This is a genomic window from Streptomyces sp. B21-105 (assembly GCF_036898465.1).
Classification (GTDB): Bacteria; Actinomycetota; Actinomycetes; order Streptomycetales; family Streptomycetaceae; genus Streptomyces.
In genome coordinates, this window is record NZ_JARUMJ010000001.1 from 6,650,561 (window position 1) to 6,667,370 (window position 16,810).

Annotated in this window: 12 protein-coding genes; 8 read left to right on the forward strand and 4 right to left on the reverse strand. The window is 71.6% G+C overall.

The window, feature by feature from the left end; genetic code table 11:
• Positions 1 to 9: 9 nt before the first annotated feature.
• Complete coding sequence (locus tag QA802_RS30115) at positions 10 to 729, forward strand: glycoside hydrolase family 12 protein (protein WP_334529056.1); 720 nt, start codon at positions 10 to 12, stop codon at positions 727 to 729.
• A gap of 119 nt (positions 730 to 848) precedes the next feature.
• Here QA802_RS30115 and QA802_RS30120 read toward each other — a convergent pair whose 3' ends face one another.
• The 3 genes from QA802_RS30120 to QA802_RS30130 all read right to left on the reverse strand — a co-directional run bounded on the left by QA802_RS30120 (position 849) and on the right by QA802_RS30130 (position 5,420).
• Entirely contained in the window at positions 849 to 2,036 is a 1,188-nt protein-coding gene (locus QA802_RS30120) for a sulfotransferase family protein (RefSeq protein WP_334529059.1), read from the reverse strand.
• A 115-nt stretch (positions 2,037 to 2,151) separates the two neighbouring features.
• On the reverse strand, positions 2,152 to 4,194 hold the full coding sequence (locus tag QA802_RS30125; RefSeq protein WP_334529062.1) for a glycoside hydrolase family 31 protein: 2,043 nt from the start codon (positions 4,192 to 4,194) through the stop codon (positions 2,152 to 2,154).
• Between the two features lie 212 nt (positions 4,195 to 4,406).
• On the reverse strand, positions 4,407 to 5,420 hold the full coding sequence (locus QA802_RS30130) for a LacI family DNA-binding transcriptional regulator (protein ID WP_334529065.1): 1,014 nt from the start codon (positions 5,418 to 5,420) through the stop codon (positions 4,407 to 4,409).
• A gap of 466 nt (positions 5,421 to 5,886) precedes the next feature.
• On the opposite strand from QA802_RS30130, the gene QA802_RS30135 reads away from it, so the two are divergent.
• The 7 genes from QA802_RS30135 (at position 5,887) to QA802_RS30165 (ending at position 15,484) form a co-directional block, all read left to right on the forward strand.
• Positions 5,887 to 7,860 carry an acyl-CoA dehydrogenase family protein gene (locus QA802_RS30135; protein WP_334529068.1) on the forward strand — a complete coding sequence of 658 codons (1,974 nt, stop codon included), beginning with the start codon at positions 5,887 to 5,889 and terminating at the stop codon, positions 7,858 to 7,860.
• Between the two features lie 182 nt (positions 7,861 to 8,042).
• Complete coding sequence (gene dxr / locus QA802_RS30140) at positions 8,043 to 9,296, forward strand: 1-deoxy-D-xylulose-5-phosphate reductoisomerase (protein ID WP_334529071.1); 1,254 nt, start codon at positions 8,043 to 8,045, stop codon at positions 9,294 to 9,296.
• Complete coding sequence (locus QA802_RS30145) at positions 9,293 to 10,597, forward strand: M50 family metallopeptidase (RefSeq protein ID WP_334529074.1); 1,305 nt, start codon at positions 9,293 to 9,295, stop codon at positions 10,595 to 10,597. The genes dxr and QA802_RS30145 overlap by 4 nt, the downstream gene beginning before the upstream one ends.
• A 184-nt stretch (positions 10,598 to 10,781) precedes the next feature.
• Positions 10,782 to 11,939, forward strand: coding sequence for a flavodoxin-dependent (E)-4-hydroxy-3-methylbut-2-enyl-diphosphate synthase (gene ispG, locus QA802_RS30150; protein ID WP_334529077.1), 1,158 nt, complete (start codon positions 10,782 to 10,784; stop codon positions 11,937 to 11,939).
• Positions 11,940 to 12,210: 271 nt separating this feature from the next.
• A complete protein-coding gene (locus tag QA802_RS30155) occupies positions 12,211 to 13,059 on the forward strand; it encodes a GNAT family N-acetyltransferase (protein ID WP_334529080.1) in 849 nt (282 codons plus the stop codon).
• Positions 13,060 to 13,080: 21 nt separating this feature from the next.
• Positions 13,081 to 13,614, forward strand: coding sequence for a GNAT family N-acetyltransferase (locus tag QA802_RS30160; RefSeq protein ID WP_334529083.1), 534 nt, complete (start codon positions 13,081 to 13,083; stop codon positions 13,612 to 13,614).
• 166 nt (positions 13,615 to 13,780) lie between these two features.
• On the forward strand, positions 13,781 to 15,484 hold the full coding sequence (locus QA802_RS30165; RefSeq protein WP_334529086.1) for a proline--tRNA ligase: 1,704 nt from the start codon (positions 13,781 to 13,783) through the stop codon (positions 15,482 to 15,484).
• A 424-nt stretch (positions 15,485 to 15,908) separates the two neighbouring features.
• Here the strand turns inward: QA802_RS30165 and QA802_RS30170 are convergent, their stop codons facing one another.
• A complete protein-coding gene (locus tag QA802_RS30170) occupies positions 15,909 to 16,808 on the reverse strand; it encodes an aminoglycoside phosphotransferase family protein (RefSeq protein WP_334529090.1) in 900 nt (299 codons plus the stop codon).
• Between the last annotated feature and the right edge of the window lie 2 nt (positions 16,809 to 16,810).

Here is a 16,810-nt window from a genome sequence, read left to right on the forward strand (position 1 = left end):
AGGGACACCATGGCAACACGCACCCGAACCCCCCGCAGGGTCGTCAAAGCCCTCCTCGCCCCCGCCCTCGCGCTCGGCGCCACCGTGGGCCTCGCCTCCGCCCCCGCCTCGGCCGCCGTCTGGAACAGCTGCGAGCAGTACGGCAACACCGGCCTGAACGGCTACACCCTTTACAACAACATTTGGGGCCGTGGCGCCGGCAGCCAGTGCTTCTGGGCCAACTCCGGCACCAACTGGGGCGTCTGGGCCGACCACCCCAACACCGGCGGGATCAAGTCCTACCCCAACTCCAAGAAGGTGATCAACAAGTCGATCACCTCGCTGGGCTCGCTCACCGGCAGCTACAACGTCACCGTTCCGTCCGCCGGGTCGTACAACACGTCGTACGACATCTGGGACACCGACTACGACTACGAGGTCATGCTCTGGGTCAACAAGACCGGCGCGGTCGGCCCCCTCGGCACCTCGCAGGGCACCGTCACCCTCGGCGGCCACACCTGGGCCGTCTACAAGGGCAACAACACCGCCAACGACGTGTTCTCCTTCGTGCGCACCTCGAACTCGACGTCCGGCACCGTGAACATCCTGCCGATCCTGAAGTGGATCAAGGACACCAAGGGCTGGTTCGGCAACGAGACCATCGGGGACGTGCAGTTCGGCTTCGAGATCACCTCGTCGTCCGGCGGCCTCGACTTCCGGACCAACAGCGCGACGGTCAGCAGCAGCTGACCGGCTTCCAGGGCCGGCCCCGCACACCCCGCGGGGCCGGCCCCCGCCGTGCGCGTGCGTCGGGCCGTGCGTCGGGCCGTGCGTCAGGCCGTGCGTCGGGCCGTGGCTCGAGCCGTGCGTCAGGCCCGGTCGACCTCGGCGCGCAGCGCGTCGTACTCGGCGAACGCGGCGTCGACGTCGGCCCGGGTCAGACCGTAACGGGCCAGGTCGTAAGCGTGCGGCCGGCTTCCCTTGGGGCGGGCGGCGATCCGGGGGAGCCGCGCGGCGTCGGCGTCGGTCCAGCGGGCGCCCACGGCGTCGTAGAGCTTCGGGGCCCCGGTGGCCGGGTCGGAGCCCAGCCAGGAGTAGGGGACGTCCACCAGCGCCTCGCGCGGGACGACGGTACGGGCCGCGAGCCCGCGCTCCACCGAACGGCTCAGCAGGGCGAGCCAGGTGGCGCCCAGCTCGTGCAGGTCGAGCCGGCGCAGGGTGATCGCCATGCCGTGCTCGATCAGACTGCAGAACGAGGCCACGACGGCGCCCGGATCCCGGTGCGTCCACACGAGCGTGGCGTCGGGGAAGACGGAGAGCAGCGCGTCGAGATTTCCGGTGTGCAGGGGCGACTTCAGCACCCAGCGGCGGCGCGGGCGGCCGTACTGGAGCACCTGGTAGACCTGCTTGAGGTAGGCGTAGTCGGGGACGAAGTCCCGCTCCTCCAGCGCCGCCCGGTAGGCCGGGACGCGCGCCTGGGACAGCGGCATCACAGTGTGCGGGAGGGCGAAGGTGCACTCCTCGGGACCCTCGGCGACCAGGGGATGGATGTCGCGGTAGCGCGGCGCGAACAGGTCGATCGCGCCGACCATGAGACGGGCCGCGGTGACCGCCTTGCGGCGCTGTTCGGGCGAGCCCTCCAGGTCCGGGGTGAGCAGCTCCCACAACAGGGGACACCGGTGTTGCTCGGACAGCGACAGCACACCGTGGGTCAGGGTCGTCGCGGTGCGCGGCAGACCCACCACGAACACCGGCCGCTCGATCGGCTCCCGCGCGATGTCGGGGTGCTCGGCGATCAGCTGCCGCACCCGGGCGCGGTTGGCCAGATGCCGCCGGACGTGACCCTGCGCCGACCACCAGCCGACCGGCGTGAGGTTCTCGTCCCGGGCCCAGTGGCGCAGCAGACGCCGGAACTCCTCGGCGAACTCCTCGTCCCCGTCCGCCGGGCCGGCCCCGACCGCGAGCCGGTCGAAGACGCGGTCGGGCGTGCGCCGGGAGGCGAACCCGGGCCGCAGCAGCAGGTTGGCCACAGTGAGGGCGAGCGGCGATGAGGACACGGAAGGACACCCTTTCGCGGGGCAGCAGGGGGCAGCGGGACAGTGGACGCAAGCCCCCTACCCCGCCAACCACCCTTTGCCACAAGGGAGTTCGGCCGACGCCGGCGGACCGGCGCTACTCGGCCACCGGCAGCCGGGCCCCGTCCCGCAGGAACAGCGGGAGGCGCTCCAGCGGGGCGTCCACCGTCACCTCCGTGCCGCCCTCGTACGTCTCGCCCGTCCACGCGTCCGTCCACACCGCGCCCGCCGGGAGGTAGGCCGTGCGGGTCGTCGCGCCCGCCGTCAGCACCGGCGCGACGAGCAGGTCCCGGCCGAAGAGGTAGGAGTCGTCCACCGACCAGGCCGCCCGGTCGTCCGGGAACTCCAGGAACAGCGGCCGCATGGGCGGCAGGCCCTCCTCGTGCGCCTCCCGCATGACCTTCATGACGTACGGCTTCAGGCGCTCCCGCAGCCGCAGGTACGCCTCCAGGATCACGCCCGCCTCCTCACCGTACGACCACACCTCGTTCGGGCCGCCGGTCATGTCCGGGCCGAGCGGCATGCCCGGGTCGCGGAAGCCGTGCAGCCGCATCAGCGGCGACACCGCGCCGAACTGGAACCAGCGGACCATCACCTCCCGGTACGCCGGGTCGTCCGGGTCGCCGCCGTGGAAGCCGCCGATGTCGGTGTTCCACCACGGGATGCCGGACAGCGCGGTGTTGAGGCCGGCCGCGATCTGCCGGCGCAGCGTCGGGAAGTCGGTCCCGATGTCACCGGACCACAGGGCGGCGCCGTAACGCTGACTGCCCGCCCACGCCGAGCGGTTGAGGCTGACGATCTCCTCCTCGCCGGCCGCCCGCAGCCCCTCGTAGAACGCGCGGGAGTTCTCGGCCGGGTACATGTTGCCGACCTCCAGACCCGGACCCGCCCAGTAGCGCAGGTTCTCCGGGAAGCCGGGCTTCAGCTCCGGCTCGCAGGCGTCCAGCCAGAAGGCCGCGATGCCGTACGGGGCGAGGTAGTTGTCCCGGATCTTCGACCACAGGAAGTCCCGGGCCTCGGGGTTGGTCGCGTCGTAGAACGCCACCTGGACCGTCGAGGCGACCCCCTTGTCGGGCCAGTCGGCGTGCGCCATCGGCCCGTACTGGGTGCCGATGAAGTAGCCGCGCTGCTCCAGCACCTGGTGGTTCTCGCTCAGCGGCGACACCGACGGCCACACGCTCACCACCAGCTTGACGCCCATCTCCTCGAGCTCGCGGACCATCGCCGCCGGGTCGGGCCACTCGGCCGGGTCGAACTTCCAGTCGCCCAGGTGCGTCCAGTGGAAGAAGTCGCAGACGATGGCGTCCAGCGGCAGCCCCCGGCGCTTGTACTCCCGTGCCACCTCGAGGAGTTCGTCCTGCGTGCGGTAGCGCAGCTTGCACTGCCAGAAGCCGGCCGCCCACTCCGGCAGCATCGGGGTCCGGCCGGTGACCGCGCTGTAGCGGCGCTGACCGTCGGCCGGGGCGCCGGCCGTGATCCAGTAGTCGATCTGCCGGGCCGAGTCGGCGACCCAGCGGGTGCCGTTGCCGGCCAGTTCGACGCGGCCGATCGCCGGGTTGTTCCACAGCAGCGTGTAGCCGCGGCTGGAGGTGAGCACCGGGATGCCGACCTCGGCGTTGCGCTGGACCAGGTCGAGGACCAGACCCTTCTGGTCGAGGCGGCCGTGCTGGTGCTGGCCGAGGCCGTACAGCTGCTCGTCGTCGTAGGCGGCGAACCGCTGCTCGAGGCGGTGGTGGCCGTTGCCGACGGCCGTGTAGAGGCGCGAGCCCGGCCACCAGAAGTGGGCGCGGTCCTCGGCCAGGATCTCGGTGCGGTCGTCGGTGCGCAGGAAGCGGACCAGGCCCTCGGCGCTCACCTCGACGGTGAGCGCGCCGACCGTCAGCAGGCCCTCCGCGTCGCCGGTCTTGACGCTGCTCTCGGTGGCGGGCGGTTCGTCGAGCAGGGCGCCGGGCAGCCCCTCGAGGATCGGTCCGCCGAGCCGGGCGCGCACCCGGACGGCGTCCGGACCCCACGGCTCGATCCGCAGGGTCTCCTGACGGCCGCTCCACTCCAGCGCGCCGTCGCGCTCCCGGAAGGTGCCGACCGTGGGGGACGACTGCGCGAGGCTGACCTGAGGCTGGTTTTCGGCAGGCTGGTTCACGTGGGGTGCTCCTTGAAGGAGTGCAGACAGGAGTGAAACAGGGGAGGCGGGCATGGCGGCGCCCGGCAGAACGCGGGGAGCGGAGGCGTGGGGGACGAGAGGTGCAACGGGACGGGAGGTGCGAGGTACAGGAAGTGCGAGGTACAAGAAGTGCGAGGTACAAGAAGTGCGAGGTACAAGAAGTGCGGGGAACGAGAGGTGCGGGGTGCGGGTCAGGCTCCGGAGGGCGCCGGTCCCGTGCTCGCCCGGACGGTCAACTCGGGGGCGATGAGCACGACTTCGTCGCCGCCGCGCCCCTCCAGTTTGGCCACGAGGCGTTCCACGGCGTGCCGGCCCATCTCCTGGGCGGGGATGGCGACCGACGTCAGCCGCACCGACGCCTGGACGGCTACCTGATCGGGGCAGATCGCCACCACCGACACGTCCTCCGGGACGGCCCGGCCCTGCTGCCGCAGCAGCGCGAGCAGCGGCTCGACCGCCGCCTCGTTCTGCACGACGAAGCCGGTGGTGCCCGGCCGTTCGTCGAGGACCCGGGCCAGGGTCACGGCCATCGCGTCGTACCCGCCCTCGCACGGGCGGTGCAGCAGCCGCCGGCCCAGTTCCGCGGCCCGGCGCCGCAGACCCTCGAGGGTGCGTTCGGCGAAGCCGGTGTGCCGTTCGTAGACCGCGGGCGCCTCGCCGATGACCGCGATGTCGCGGTGCCCCAGCGACGCCAGGTGCTCCACGCACAGCGCGCCGGTCGCGGCGAAGTCCAGGTCGACGCAGGTCAGGCCGGAGGTGTCGGCGGGCAGTCCGATCAGCACGGAGGGCTGATCGGTGGAGCGCAGCAGCGGCAGCCGCTCGTCGTCCAGCTCGACGTCCATCAGGATCATCGCGTCGGCGAGCCCGCTGCCGGTGACGCGGCGGACCGCGTCGGGCCCCTCCTCGCCGGTCAGCAGCAGGACGTCGTACCCGTGCGTGCGCGCCGCGGTGGCCACCGCGATGGCGATCTCCATCATCACCGGCACATAGATGTCGGTGCGCAGCGGGATCATCAGCGCGATGATGTTGGACCGGCTGCTGGCCAGCGCGCGGGCGCCCGCGTTGGGGTGGTAGCCGAGTTCCCGGATGCTCTGTTCGACGCGCTGCCGGGTGGTGGTGGAGATGGACCGCTTGCCACTGAGGACATAGCTCACCGTGCTCGCCGAGACTCCGGCGTGCTGGGCGACCTCGGCGAGGGTGACCATCCAGCTCTCCCAGTTTTGTGAAGCGCTTCGACAGTGCGCAATGCGAACAGTTGCGGGTGGGGTTGGTTCGACAGTAGCTCCAGAGCGGATGGGTGTCCATAGGTTGTCGAAGCGCTTCGACACCGAGTTATGGGGGAATGGTGGAGAAGGCTACGCCAACCGTTCCAGGAGACCGGGCGGGAGTCGCGCACACCCGTTCGGCGCAGGCCCCCCGACTGGGGGAAGCGCCGCTTCCGGACACCCCGACGCGCAACCCGTGCACCGGGGATCCGCGGGATCCGCCGGGATCCACCGGCCTTTGCCGAGGCGCGGGGCGCGCGCGACCGGAGCCCGCCGGAGGTCTCGGGGCGGCCGAACGTGCGCGCGCGGGGTGGCCACCTCGGCCCGGATCCGGTACCAACGATCGGGTAGCACCGATCGGTAACCAATGTGGTCCGAGATCCCGATTCGCGGCGAGGTGAGCCTCATGTCCGCACCACCCCTCAAGAAACCCACCGTCACCGAACGCGAGGCCCGCCAGGTCGCCGAGGCCGCCCGCGAACAGGACTGGCGCAAGCCGAGCTTCGCCAAGGAACTGTTCCTGGGCCGTTTCCGGCTCGACCTCATCCACCCGCACCCGGTCCCCTCCGACGAGGCCGTCCGGCGCGGCGAGGCGTTCCTGGCCAAGCTCCGCGCCTTCTGCGACACCCAGGTGGACGCGGCCCGCATCGAGCGCGAGGCCCGGATCCCCGACGAGGTGATCGCCGGGCTCAAGGAGCTCGGCGCGCTCGGCATGAAGATCGACCCCAAGTACGGCGGCCTCGGCCTCACCCAGGTCTACTACAACAAGGCGCTGGCCCTCATCGGCTCGGCCAGCCCCGCGATCGGCGTGCTGCTGTCGGCGCACCAGTCGATCGGCGTGCCGCAGCCGCTGAAGATGTTCGGCACCCCCGAGCAGAAGCAGAAGTTCCTGCCCCGCTGCGCCACCACCGACATCAGCGCCTTCCTCCTCACCGAGCCGGACGTCGGCTCCGACCCGGCCCGCCTCGCCACCAGCGCGGTACCGGACGATGGGGGCCCCTCCCGCTCGAGCGATTTCGAGAGTGGGGGAGACTACGTCCTCGACGGCGTCAAGCTGTGGACGACCAACGGCGTGGTCGCCGACCTGCTGGTCGTGATGGCCCGGGTGCCGAAGAGGGACGGCCACAAGGGCGGCATCACCGCCTTCGTCGTGGAGAGCGGCACCCCCGGCATCACCGTCGAGAACCGCAACGCCTTCATGGGCCTGCGCGGCATCGAGAACGGCGTCACCCGCTTCCACCAGGTCCGCGTCCCGGCCGCGAACCGCATCGGACCCGAGGGCGCGGGCCTCAAGATCGCCCTGACCACCCTCAACACCGGCCGGCTCTCGCTGCCCGCGTCCTGTGTGGCGGCCGGCAAGTGGAGCCTGAAGATCGCCCGCGAGTGGTCGGCCGCGCGTGAGCAGTGGGGCAAGCCGATCGCCCACCACGAGGCGGTCGGCGCGAAGATCAGCTTCATCGCGGCGACGACCTTCGCCCTGGAGGCCGTCCTCGACCTGTCCTCGCAGATGGCCGACGAGGACCGCAACGACATCCGCATCGAGGGCGCGCTGGCCAAGCTCATCGCCTCCGAGATGGGCTGGCGGATGGCCGACGAACTGGTCCAGATCCGCGGCGGCCGCGGCTTCGAGACGGCCGCCTCCCTCGCCGCCCGCGGCGAACGCGCGGTCCCCGCCGAACAGGTCCTGCGCGACCTGCGGATCAACCGCATCTTCGAGGGCTCGACGGAGATCATGCACCTCCTCATCGCCCGCGAGGCCGTCGACGCCCACCTCACGGTCGCCGGCGACCTCATCGACCCCGACAAGTCCCTCCAGGACAAGGCGAAGGCGGGCGCGGGCGCGGGTGTCTTCTACGCCAAGTGGCTGCCGAAGCTGGTCGCGGGACCGGGGCAGCTGCCGTCGTCGTACAGCGAGTTCAAGCACGCGGGCGTCGACCTCGCCCCGCATCTGCGCCACGTCGAGCGGCACTCCCGCAAGCTCGCCCGCTCCACGTTCTACGCCATGTCCCGCTGGCAGGGCCGGATGGAGACCAAGCAGGGCTTCCTCGGCCGGATCGTGGACATCGGCGCGGAGCTCTTCGCGATGAGCGCGGCCTGTGTGCGCGCCGAGCTGCTGCGCTCGCGCGGTGAGCACGGCCGCGAGGCCTACCAACTCGCCGACGCCTTCTGCCGCCAGTCCCGGCTGCGCGTCGACGAGCTCTTCACCCGCCTGTGGAGCAACACCGACGACCTGGACCGCAAGGTCGTCAAGGGCGTCATGGCAGGCGCCTACGAGTGGCTGGAGCAGGGCATCGTCGACCCGTCCGGGGACGGCCCGTGGATCGCCGAGGCGGCCCCGGGACCCAGCGAACGGGAGAACGTCCACCGTTCCCTCGGATGAGTCCGTCGGATGAGCCGTCGGATGAGCCGTCGGACGAGCCGTCGGACGAGCCGTCGGACGAGCCGTCGGACGAGTCCCTCGGGTGAGTCCGTCGGGTGACCCGTCGCACACCGGTGCGCAGGGTGTCCTCCTTGGGGGGACACCCTGTCCCGGCGTGCACGCGGTGCGGCGACAATGGGGGGATGAGCGACAGTCCAAGCCCTCTCGCCGACCCGCACCTCGTCTACGACCCCGTCGTGGGCGACGGTCCCAAGGACGTGGTCGTCCTCGGCTCCACCGGCTCGATCGGCACCCAGGCCATCGACCTCGTGCTGCGCAACCCGGACCGGTTCCGGGTGACGGGCCTGTCCGCCAACGGCGGCCGGGTCGCCCTCCTCGCCGAGCAGGCCCGCCTGCTGCGGGTGCGGACCGTCGCGGTGGCCCGCGAGGACGTCGTGCCCGCCCTGCGCGAGGCCTTGGCCGCCGAGTACGGCACGGGCGAGCCGCTGCCCGAGATCCTCGCCGGACCGGACGCGGCCACCCGGCTCGCCGCCTCCGACTGCCACACCGTCCTCAACGGCATCACGGGCTCCATCGGTCTCGCGCCCACCCTCGCCGCCCTGGAGGCGGGCCGCACCCTCGCGCTCGCCAACAAGGAGTCGCTCATCGTCGGCGGCCCGCTGGTCAAGGCGCTCGCGAAGCCCGGCCAGATCATCCCGGTGGACTCCGAGCACGCGGCCCTCTTCCAGGCCCTGGCCGGCGGCGCCAGGGCCGACGTCCGCAAGCTGGTCGTCACCGCCTCCGGCGGCCCGTTCCGCGGCCGTACCAAGGCGCAGCTGGCGCACGTCACGGTCGAGGACGCCCTCGCCCACCCCACCTGGTCCATGGGCCCGGTGATCACGATCAACTCCGCGACCCTCGTCAACAAGGGCCTGGAAGTCATCGAGGCGCACCTCCTCTACGACATTCCCTTCTCCCGGATTGAGGTGGTCGTGCACCCGCAGTCGTATGTCCACTCGATGGTTGAGTTCACGGACGGATCGACACTGGCCCAGGCGACGCCCCCCGACATGCGCGGCCCCATCGCCATCGGCCTCGGCTGGCCGCAGCGCGTCCCGGGCGCGGCGCCCGCCTTCGACTGGAGCGCCGCGTCGACCTGGGAGTTCTTCCCCCTCGACGACGAGGCGTTCCCCTCGGTGAGCCTCGCCCGGCACGTGGGCGAGCTCGCGGGCACGGCCCCGGCGGTGTTCAATGCCGCGAACGAGGAGTGCGTGGAGGCGTTCCGCAAGGGCGCGCTCCCGTTCAACGGGATCATGGAGACCGTCACCCGGGTCGTGGAGGAGCACGGCACGCCGGCGAAGGGAACTTCGCTCACCGTGTCGGACGTCCTCGAGGCGGAGACCTGGGCCCGGGCCCGGACACAAGAACTGACGGCTACCGCGGAGGCGCGTGCATGACAGCCCTGATGATGATCCTCGGCATAGTCGTCTTCGCGGTCGGCCTGCTGTTCTCGATCGCCTGGCACGAGCTGGGCCACCTGTCCACGGCCAAACTCTTCGGCATCCGGGTGCCGCAGTACATGGTCGGCTTCGGCCCGACCCTCTTCTCCCGCCGCAAGGGCGAGACCGAGTACGGCTTCAAGGCCATCCCGTTCGGCGGCTACATCCGCATGATCGGCATGTTCCCGCCCGGCGAGGACGGCCGCGTCACGGCCCGCTCCACCTCGCCCTGGCGCGGCATGATCGAGGACGCCCGCTCGGCCGCGTACGAGGAGCTCCAGCCGGGCGACGAGACGCGCATGTTCTACACGCGCAAGCCCTGGAAGCGCGTCATCGTCATGTTCGCGGGCCCCTTCATGAACCTGGTGCTCGCGGTGGGCCTCTTCCTCACCGTCCTGATGGGCTTCGGCATCCAGCAGCAGACCACCACCGTCAGCTCGGTCTCGCCCTGCGTCATCGCGCAGAGCCAGAACCGCGACGCGTGCAAGTCGACCGACCCGGCCTCCCCGGCCGCCGCCGCCGGAATGAAGCCGGGCGACAAGATCGTCTCCTTCGCCGGACAGCGGACGGACGACTGGAACAAGCTGTCCGACCTCATCCGGGTCAGCGCCGGCAAGGAGGTCTCCATCGTCGTCGACCGCAAGGGCCAGGAGCTGACCCTGCACACGACGATCGCCACCAACCAGGTCGCCAAGAAGGACGCCGACGGGGCGTATGTCCAGGGCGAGTACGTCAAGGCCGGCTTCCTCGGCTTCAGCGCCGCCACCGGCGTCGTCAAGCAGGACTTCGGCGACTCGGTGTCCTGGATGACCGACCGGGCGGGCGAGGCCGTCGACTCCATCGCCGCCCTCCCCGGCAAGATCCCGGCCCTGTGGAACGCGGCCTTCGACGGCGCGCCCCGCGAACCCGACTCGCCCATGGGCGTGGTCGGCGCGGCCCGCGTCGGCGGTGAGATCTTCACCCTCGACATCCCGGCCTCGCAGCAGCTCGCCATGGCCGTGATGCTGGTCGCCGGCTTCAACCTCTCCCTGTTCCTGTTCAACATGCTCCCGCTGCTGCCCCTGGACGGCGGGCACATCGCGGGCGCCCTGTGGGAGTCGTTGCGCCGCAACCTGGCCAAGCTGCTGCGCCGGCCCGACCCGGGCCCGTTCGACGTGGCGAAGCTGATGCCGGTGGCCTACGTGGTCGCGGGCGTCTTCATCTGCTTCACGATCTTGGTCTTGATCGCAGATGTGGTAAACCCGGTCAAGATCTCGTAGGGCGAGCCCTCGTCATCCGTGGAGGGAGACGGCCCGGCACCTCCCCGGTGCCGGGCCGTCTCCATTGAGTGTGTTTGACGGCAGCGATGTGCTCCTGCCGGGGGCAGTGCCGTAATCTCGAAGCCTGGAACCCGCCTGAAGACGGGGCCTGAGCCTTGATCCACGACTTGGGGTTGCACAGCAGATGACTGCGATTTCTCTCGGCATGCCGTCCGTTCCGACCAAGCTCGCCGAGCGCCGCAAGAGCCGGCAGATCCAGGTCGGCTCAGTGGCGGTAGGCGGAGACGCGCCCGTCTCGGTCCAGTCGATGACGACGACGCGTACGTCGGACATCGGCGCGACGCTGCAGCAGATCGCGGAGCTGACGGCGTCCGGCTGCCAGATCGTGCGGGTGGCGTGTCCGACGCAGGACGACGCGGACGCGTTGTCGACGATCGCGCGCAAGTCGCAGATCCCGGTGATCGCGGACATCCACTTCCAGCCGAAGTACGTGTTCGCGGCGATCGAGGCGGGCTGTGCGGCGGTGCGGGTGAACCCGGGCAACATCAAGCAGTTCGACGACAAGGTGCGGGAGATCGCGAAGGCGGCCAACGAGCACGGCACGCCGATCCGCATCGGCGTCAACGCGGGTTCGCTGGACCGCCGGCTGCTGCAGAAGTACGGCAGGGCCACCCCCGAGGCGCTGGTGGAGTCGGCCCTGTGGGAGGCGTCCCTCTTCGAGGAGCACGACTTCCGCGACATCAAGATCTCGGTCAAGCACAACGACCCGGTCGTGATGATCGAGGCGTACCGGCAGCTCGCCGCGCAGTGCGACTACCCGCTCCACCTGGGCGTCACCGAGGCCGGCCCCGCCTTCCAGGGCACGATCAAGTCGGCGGTCGCCTTCGGCGCGCTGCTCTCCCAGGGCATCGGCGACACCATCCGCGTCTCGCTGTCGGCGCCGCCGGTGGAGGAGGTCAAGGTCGGCAACCAGATCCTGGAGTCCCTCGACCTCAAGCAGCGCGGTCTGGAGATCGTCTCCTGCCCCTCCTGCGGCCGCGCCCAGGTCGACGTCTACAAACTCGCCGAGGAGGTCACCGCCGGCCTCACCGGCATGGACGTCCCGCTGCGCGTCGCCGTCATGGGCTGCGTCGTCAACGGCCCCGGCGAGGCCCGCGAGGCCGACCTGGGCGTCGCCTCCGGCAACGGCAAGGGGCAGATCTTCGTGAAGGGCGAGGTCATCAAGACCGTCCCCGAGTCGAAGATCGTCGAGACCCTCATCGAAGAGGCCATGAAGCTGGCCGAACAGATGGAAGCAGCGGGCATCACCTCGGGCGAACCGTCGGTGTCGGTAGCAGGCTGACGCGATTCAGCCCGTCCGGCGTTCGGGGGCGGGACCTCGCAGCGCCGGCCGGGGAAACTCAGCCCGTCTGGGGGTGCCCCCTCCGGGGGAGTTTGAGAACGAGGCCCGTTCAGGGCCGACGCGGGGGCCCGGGGGCGGCAGCCCCCGTCACGACGGCACGACAAGCCCACCGTCACGGCGGACGAACGCCCACTGAACGCAGGGCGGCACGGCAAAGCTTCCGCAGGTACAGTGCGGGGACCAGTCAGACATGAGTGTGAGGCCCCCGCGCGTGTTGACCCAGACGACCTCCCGGGTCCTCGAACCGAGCGACCTGGACGCCGCGCTCGCCGTCCTCGACCGCGAGCCGGTCGCCAACGCCTTCGTCACGTCCCGCGTCCAGGTCGCGGGCCTCGACCCGTGGCGGCTCGGCGGCGAGATGTGGGGCTGGTACGAGGACGGCATGCTGACGTCCCTGTGCTACGCGGGCGCCAACCTCGTCCCGATCTGCGCCACCACCCGCGCCGTGCGCGCCTTCGCCGACCGCGCCCGCCGCGCGGGCCGCCGCTGCTCCTCGATCGTCGGCCCCACCGAGTCGACGACCCGCCTCTGGCGCCTCCTCGAACCCCACTGGGGCCCGGCCCGCGAGGTCCGCACCAGGCAGCCCCTCATGGTCACCGACCGGATGCCCGCCGACATCGCCCCGGACCCCTACGTCCGCCGCGTCCGCAAGGACGAGATGGACACGATCATGCCGGCGTGCGTGGCGATGTTCACCGAGGAGGTCGGTGTCTCCCCGATGGCCGGCGACGGCGGTCTGCTCTACCAGGCCCGGGTCGCCGAACTCGTCGGCTCCGGCCGCTCGTTCGCCCGTCTCGACGACCGGGGCAACGTCGTCTTCAAGGCCGAGATCGGCGCGGCGACCTCCCGGGCCTGCCAGATCCAGGGCGTGTGGGTGGCCCCCGAGTACCGCGGCCGGGGACTGGCCGCCCCCGGCATGGCCGCGGTCCTGCGCTACGCCCTGGCGGACGTCGCCCCGGTGGCGAGCCTGTACGTCAACGACTTCAACACGGCGGCGCGGCGCACCTACACGAGGGTGGGCTTCCAGGAGGTCGGCGCCTTCACCAGCGTGCTGTTCTGACGCCCCTGTAGGCTCCCCGCCATGGACCTCTCCATCGGCCCCCTGGACCTTCCCGCCCACGTGGACGAGGCCCTGGCCGTCCAGGCCGTCGCCTTCGGGCTGGGCCCGGACGAAGTGGCCGTCCGACGGCAGATCGTCCTGCGCCACATGACCGGTCGAGGCGCGCGGGCCTTCGGCGCGACGACCCCCGAGGGCCGGCTGATCGGCTTCGTCTACGGCATGCCGAACGACCGCGGCCACTGGTGGTCCACCGTCGTCCAGCCCTATCTGCGGGCCCAGCACAACGAGTACTGGCTGGACGACTCCTTCGTGATCACGGAACTCCACGTCCACCCCGCCCACCAGAACCGCGGTGTGGGCCGGGCGCTGATCACCACGATCACCGACACCGCGAGCGAGCCCCGCTCGATCCTCTCCGCCATCGACACCGAGAGCCCCGCCCGCGCCCTCTACCGTTCCCTCGGGTACCACGACCTGGCCCGCCGCGTCCTGTTCCCGAGCGCCCCCCGCCCGTACGCGGTGATGGGCGCCCCGCTGCCCCTCCTGCGCCGCTGAAACGGATTTCCGGGCACGCCGCGCTCCCGGCTAACCTCCTAGTGCCGTGACCGGAAAGGTTCGCTCGAGCCGGTGAACCTGTCCGGGCGCGGCGCTAGCCACCACCTTCCCCGCTCCCGGCCTCGCCCGGGGACGGAGGACCCCCATCGGCAGGAGTACGAGAACCATGGCCAACGCACCGGTCCAGCGCATGTCCCAGTTGATGGCGAAGACGCTGCGCGACGACCCGGCGGACGCCGAAGTCCTCAGCCACAAGCTCCTCGTCCGGGCGGGCTACGTCCGCCGCACCGCCGCCGGCATCTGGTCCTGGCTGCCGCTCGGCAAGAAGGTCCTCGCGAACGTGGAGCGCATCGTCCGCGAGGAGATGGACGCCATCGGCGCCCAGGAGGTCAGCCTCCCCGCGCTGCTGCCCCGCGAGCCCTACGAGGCCACCGGCCGGTGGGACGAGTACGGCCCGGAGCTGTTCCGCCTCCAGGACCGCAAGGGCGGCGACTACCTCCTCGGCCCGACCCACGAGGAGATCTTCACGCTGATCGTGAAGGACCAGGCGTCCTCCTACAAGGACCTGCCGGTCATCCTCTACCAGATCCAGACCAAGTTCCGCGACGAGGCCCGTCCCCGGGCCGGCATCCTGCGCGGCCGCGAGTTCCTCATGAAGGACTCGTACTCCTTCGACACCGAGGACGAGGGCCTGGCCCGGTCGTACGCGCTGCACCGCCAGGCCTACCAGAAGGTGTTCGAGCGCCTCGGCCTCGACTACCGCATCTGCGCCGCCACCGCGGGCGCCATGGGCGGCTCGAAGTCGGAGGAGTTCCTGGCCCCGGCCGGCGCCGGCGAGGACACCTTCGCCGACTGCCCGAACTGCGACTTCGCGGCCAACACCGAGGCGATCGCCTACGAGTTGAAGCCGGTGGACGCCGACGGCGTGCCCGCGCTCGAGGAGATCCCGACCCCGGACACCCCCACCATCGAGACCCTCGCCGCCCACCTCGGTGTGCCGGCCTCCGCAACCCTGAAGAACCTCCTGGTGAAGGTGGACGGGGAGATCGTCGCCGTCGGCGTGCCCGGCGACCGCGAGGTCGACCTCGGCAAGGTCGAGGCGCACTTCGCCCCGGCCGCCGTCGAACTCGTCACCGCCGAGGACTTCGTGGGCCGCCCCGACCTGGTCCGCGGCTACGTCGGTCCGCAGGGCCTGGGCGAGAAGGTCACCTACATCGCCGACCCGCGGGTGCCCCCCGGCACCTCCTGGATCACCGGCGCCAACAAGGAGGGCACGCACGCGAAGAACGTCGTCGCGGGCCGTGACTTCGAGGTCGGCGGTTACGTCGACGTCGTCGTCGTCCAGGAGGGCGACCCCTGCCCCAAGTGCGGCACCGGCCTCCACCTGGACCGCGCCATCGAGATCGGCCACATCTTCCAGCTGGGCCGCAAGTACGCGGACGCCCTCAAGCTCGACGTCCTCGGCCAGAACGGCAAGCCGGTCCGGGTGACCATGGGCTCGTACGGCATCGGCGTCTCCCGCGCGGTCGCCGCCCTCGCCGAGCAGTCCGCCGACGACAAGGGCCTGTGCTGGCCCGCCGAGGTCGCTCCGGCCGACGTGCACGTCGTCGCCGCGGGCAAGGCCCTGCAGACCGAGCTGGCGCTCGAGGTGTCGGAGAAGCTGCGGGAGGCCGGTCTGCGCGTCCTGGTCGACGACCGGGCCGGCGTCTCCCCGGGCGTGAAGTTCACCGACTCCGAGCTGATGGGCGTGCCGAAGATCCTGGTGGCGGGCCGCCGCTCCGCCGAGGGCGTCCTGGAGCTGAAGGACCGCAGGACCGGCGAGCGCGAGGAGCTCACGGTCGACGAGGCGATCGCCCGCCTCACCGCGTGAGGTGAAGAGCCGTAGCAGAGAGTTCTGACGAGGCGGCGCACAGCTGTCTCGCAGGCCTCTTGCCGCGGCGGCGGTCCGCGGAGGCGCACGACGGACGGCGGCACCCGCCGCCGTCACGCTCGCCGCGGCGGCCGGGGTGTTCGCCCTGGTCGGCACGGTGCAGGCGTCTTCGGCGAACCGGCCCCGCCCACGTACCGGCGCCCGCCGGTCCGCGAACGCTGCGTGGGCGGCACCCCACCCCCCGTCCTGTGCCCGGCGCCCCGATCCCGCCCGCCACCCTGGGACGGGCCCGCCGGGCGGCGTCCGACTTGCCCGGGCCTCGCCCTACGACTGACGCCCGACACCGCGCCCTGAGGACCGGCCGGAATCAGCCGGACACTGTGCCCGGCGCGCCAGCCGGCGAAGCTCTCGTGACCAACGCGCCCTAGAGCCAGCCGGCGAACTCCAGCAGCAGCTCCGCGTCCTTGCGGCGGCCCACCCGCAGCGCGCGCACGCCCGACTCCACCGCGCGGAACAGGGTCCAGCCCCGCACCCGTTCCTGGTCCAGGTCCAGCGACTCCGCGAGCCGCTTCACCCGCCGGCGGGTCGTCGTCGCCCCGGACGGCGAGGCGATCAGATCCTCCACCCGGTCCCGCACCAGCCGGGCGAGATCGAACGCGCGCTCGCCGGCCACCGGGTCCGGCCCCACCGCCAGCCACGGCATCCGCTCACCCGCCAGCACCTTGCTCTGCCGGAACGTGCCGTGCAGCAACAGCTGCTCGGGCGGCGCGGCCAGCAGCGCCGCGCGCGCGGCGAGCGCCGCGTCCACCAGGGCGGCCACATCGGGCTCGGCCGCGGCGCTCGCCCGCATGGCCTCCGCCTGCCGCCCGGTGCGGTCGGCGACGGTCTCGAACGAATGACCGGCCGGCGGCTCCACCCACAGCCGCCGCAGCGTGCCGGCCGCCTCCAGCAGCGCCTTCGCCTCCGGCAGGGACCGCACGGACACATCGGGGTGCAGCCGCTCGAGGAGCAGCGCCCCGGGCGTCGTCGGCCCGTCCAGCAGTTGGACGGCGCCCAGGCCGTCCCAGTGCGTCAGTGCGGCCCGCTCGGCCTCGGGCCGGAACCGGGGCGGGGCCAGCTTCAGCACGGCCGGCGACCCGTCCGCCCGCCGCACGAGCACGACGAGGCTGCTCCGGCCGCCCGGCGCCTGCACCCGGTCGACGGTCAACTCGCGTAGAGCGACGGCTTGTCGGGCCGTCTCCGGCAACGTCTCCAACCAGCCGTCACCGTCCGGCGCCGTTTCTCCGAGCGCTCGGACCAGACGCTGAGGCGGTTCGAAAGCCATGC

What these genes read in the sequence shown, in the direction of transcription:
- QA802_RS30145 (WP_334529074.1), top strand. Translation starts at nt 9,293, where the DNA reads ATGACAGCCCTGATGATGATCCTCGGCATAGTCGTCTTCGCGGTCGGC.
- QA802_RS30130 (WP_334529065.1), bottom strand. Translation starts at nt 5,420, where the DNA reads ATGGTCACCCTCGCCGAGGTCGCCCAGCACGCCGGAGTCTCGGCGAGC.
- ispG (WP_334529077.1), top strand. Translation starts at nt 10,782, where the DNA reads ATGACTGCGATTTCTCTCGGCATGCCGTCCGTTCCGACCAAGCTCGCC.
- QA802_RS30160 (WP_334529083.1), top strand. Translation starts at nt 13,081, where the DNA reads ATGGACCTCTCCATCGGCCCCCTGGACCTTCCCGCCCACGTGGACGAG.
- dxr (WP_334529071.1), top strand. Translation starts at nt 8,043, where the DNA reads ATGAGCGACAGTCCAAGCCCTCTCGCCGACCCGCACCTCGTCTACGAC.
- QA802_RS30135 (WP_334529068.1), top strand. Translation starts at nt 5,887, where the DNA reads ATGTCCGCACCACCCCTCAAGAAACCCACCGTCACCGAACGCGAGGCC.
- QA802_RS30165 (WP_334529086.1), top strand. Translation starts at nt 13,781, where the DNA reads ATGGCCAACGCACCGGTCCAGCGCATGTCCCAGTTGATGGCGAAGACG.
- QA802_RS30170 (WP_334529090.1), bottom strand. Translation starts at nt 16,808, where the DNA reads ATGGCTTTCGAACCGCCTCAGCGTCTGGTCCGAGCGCTCGGAGAAACG.
- QA802_RS30115 (WP_334529056.1), top strand. Translation starts at nt 10, where the DNA reads ATGGCAACACGCACCCGAACCCCCCGCAGGGTCGTCAAAGCCCTCCTC.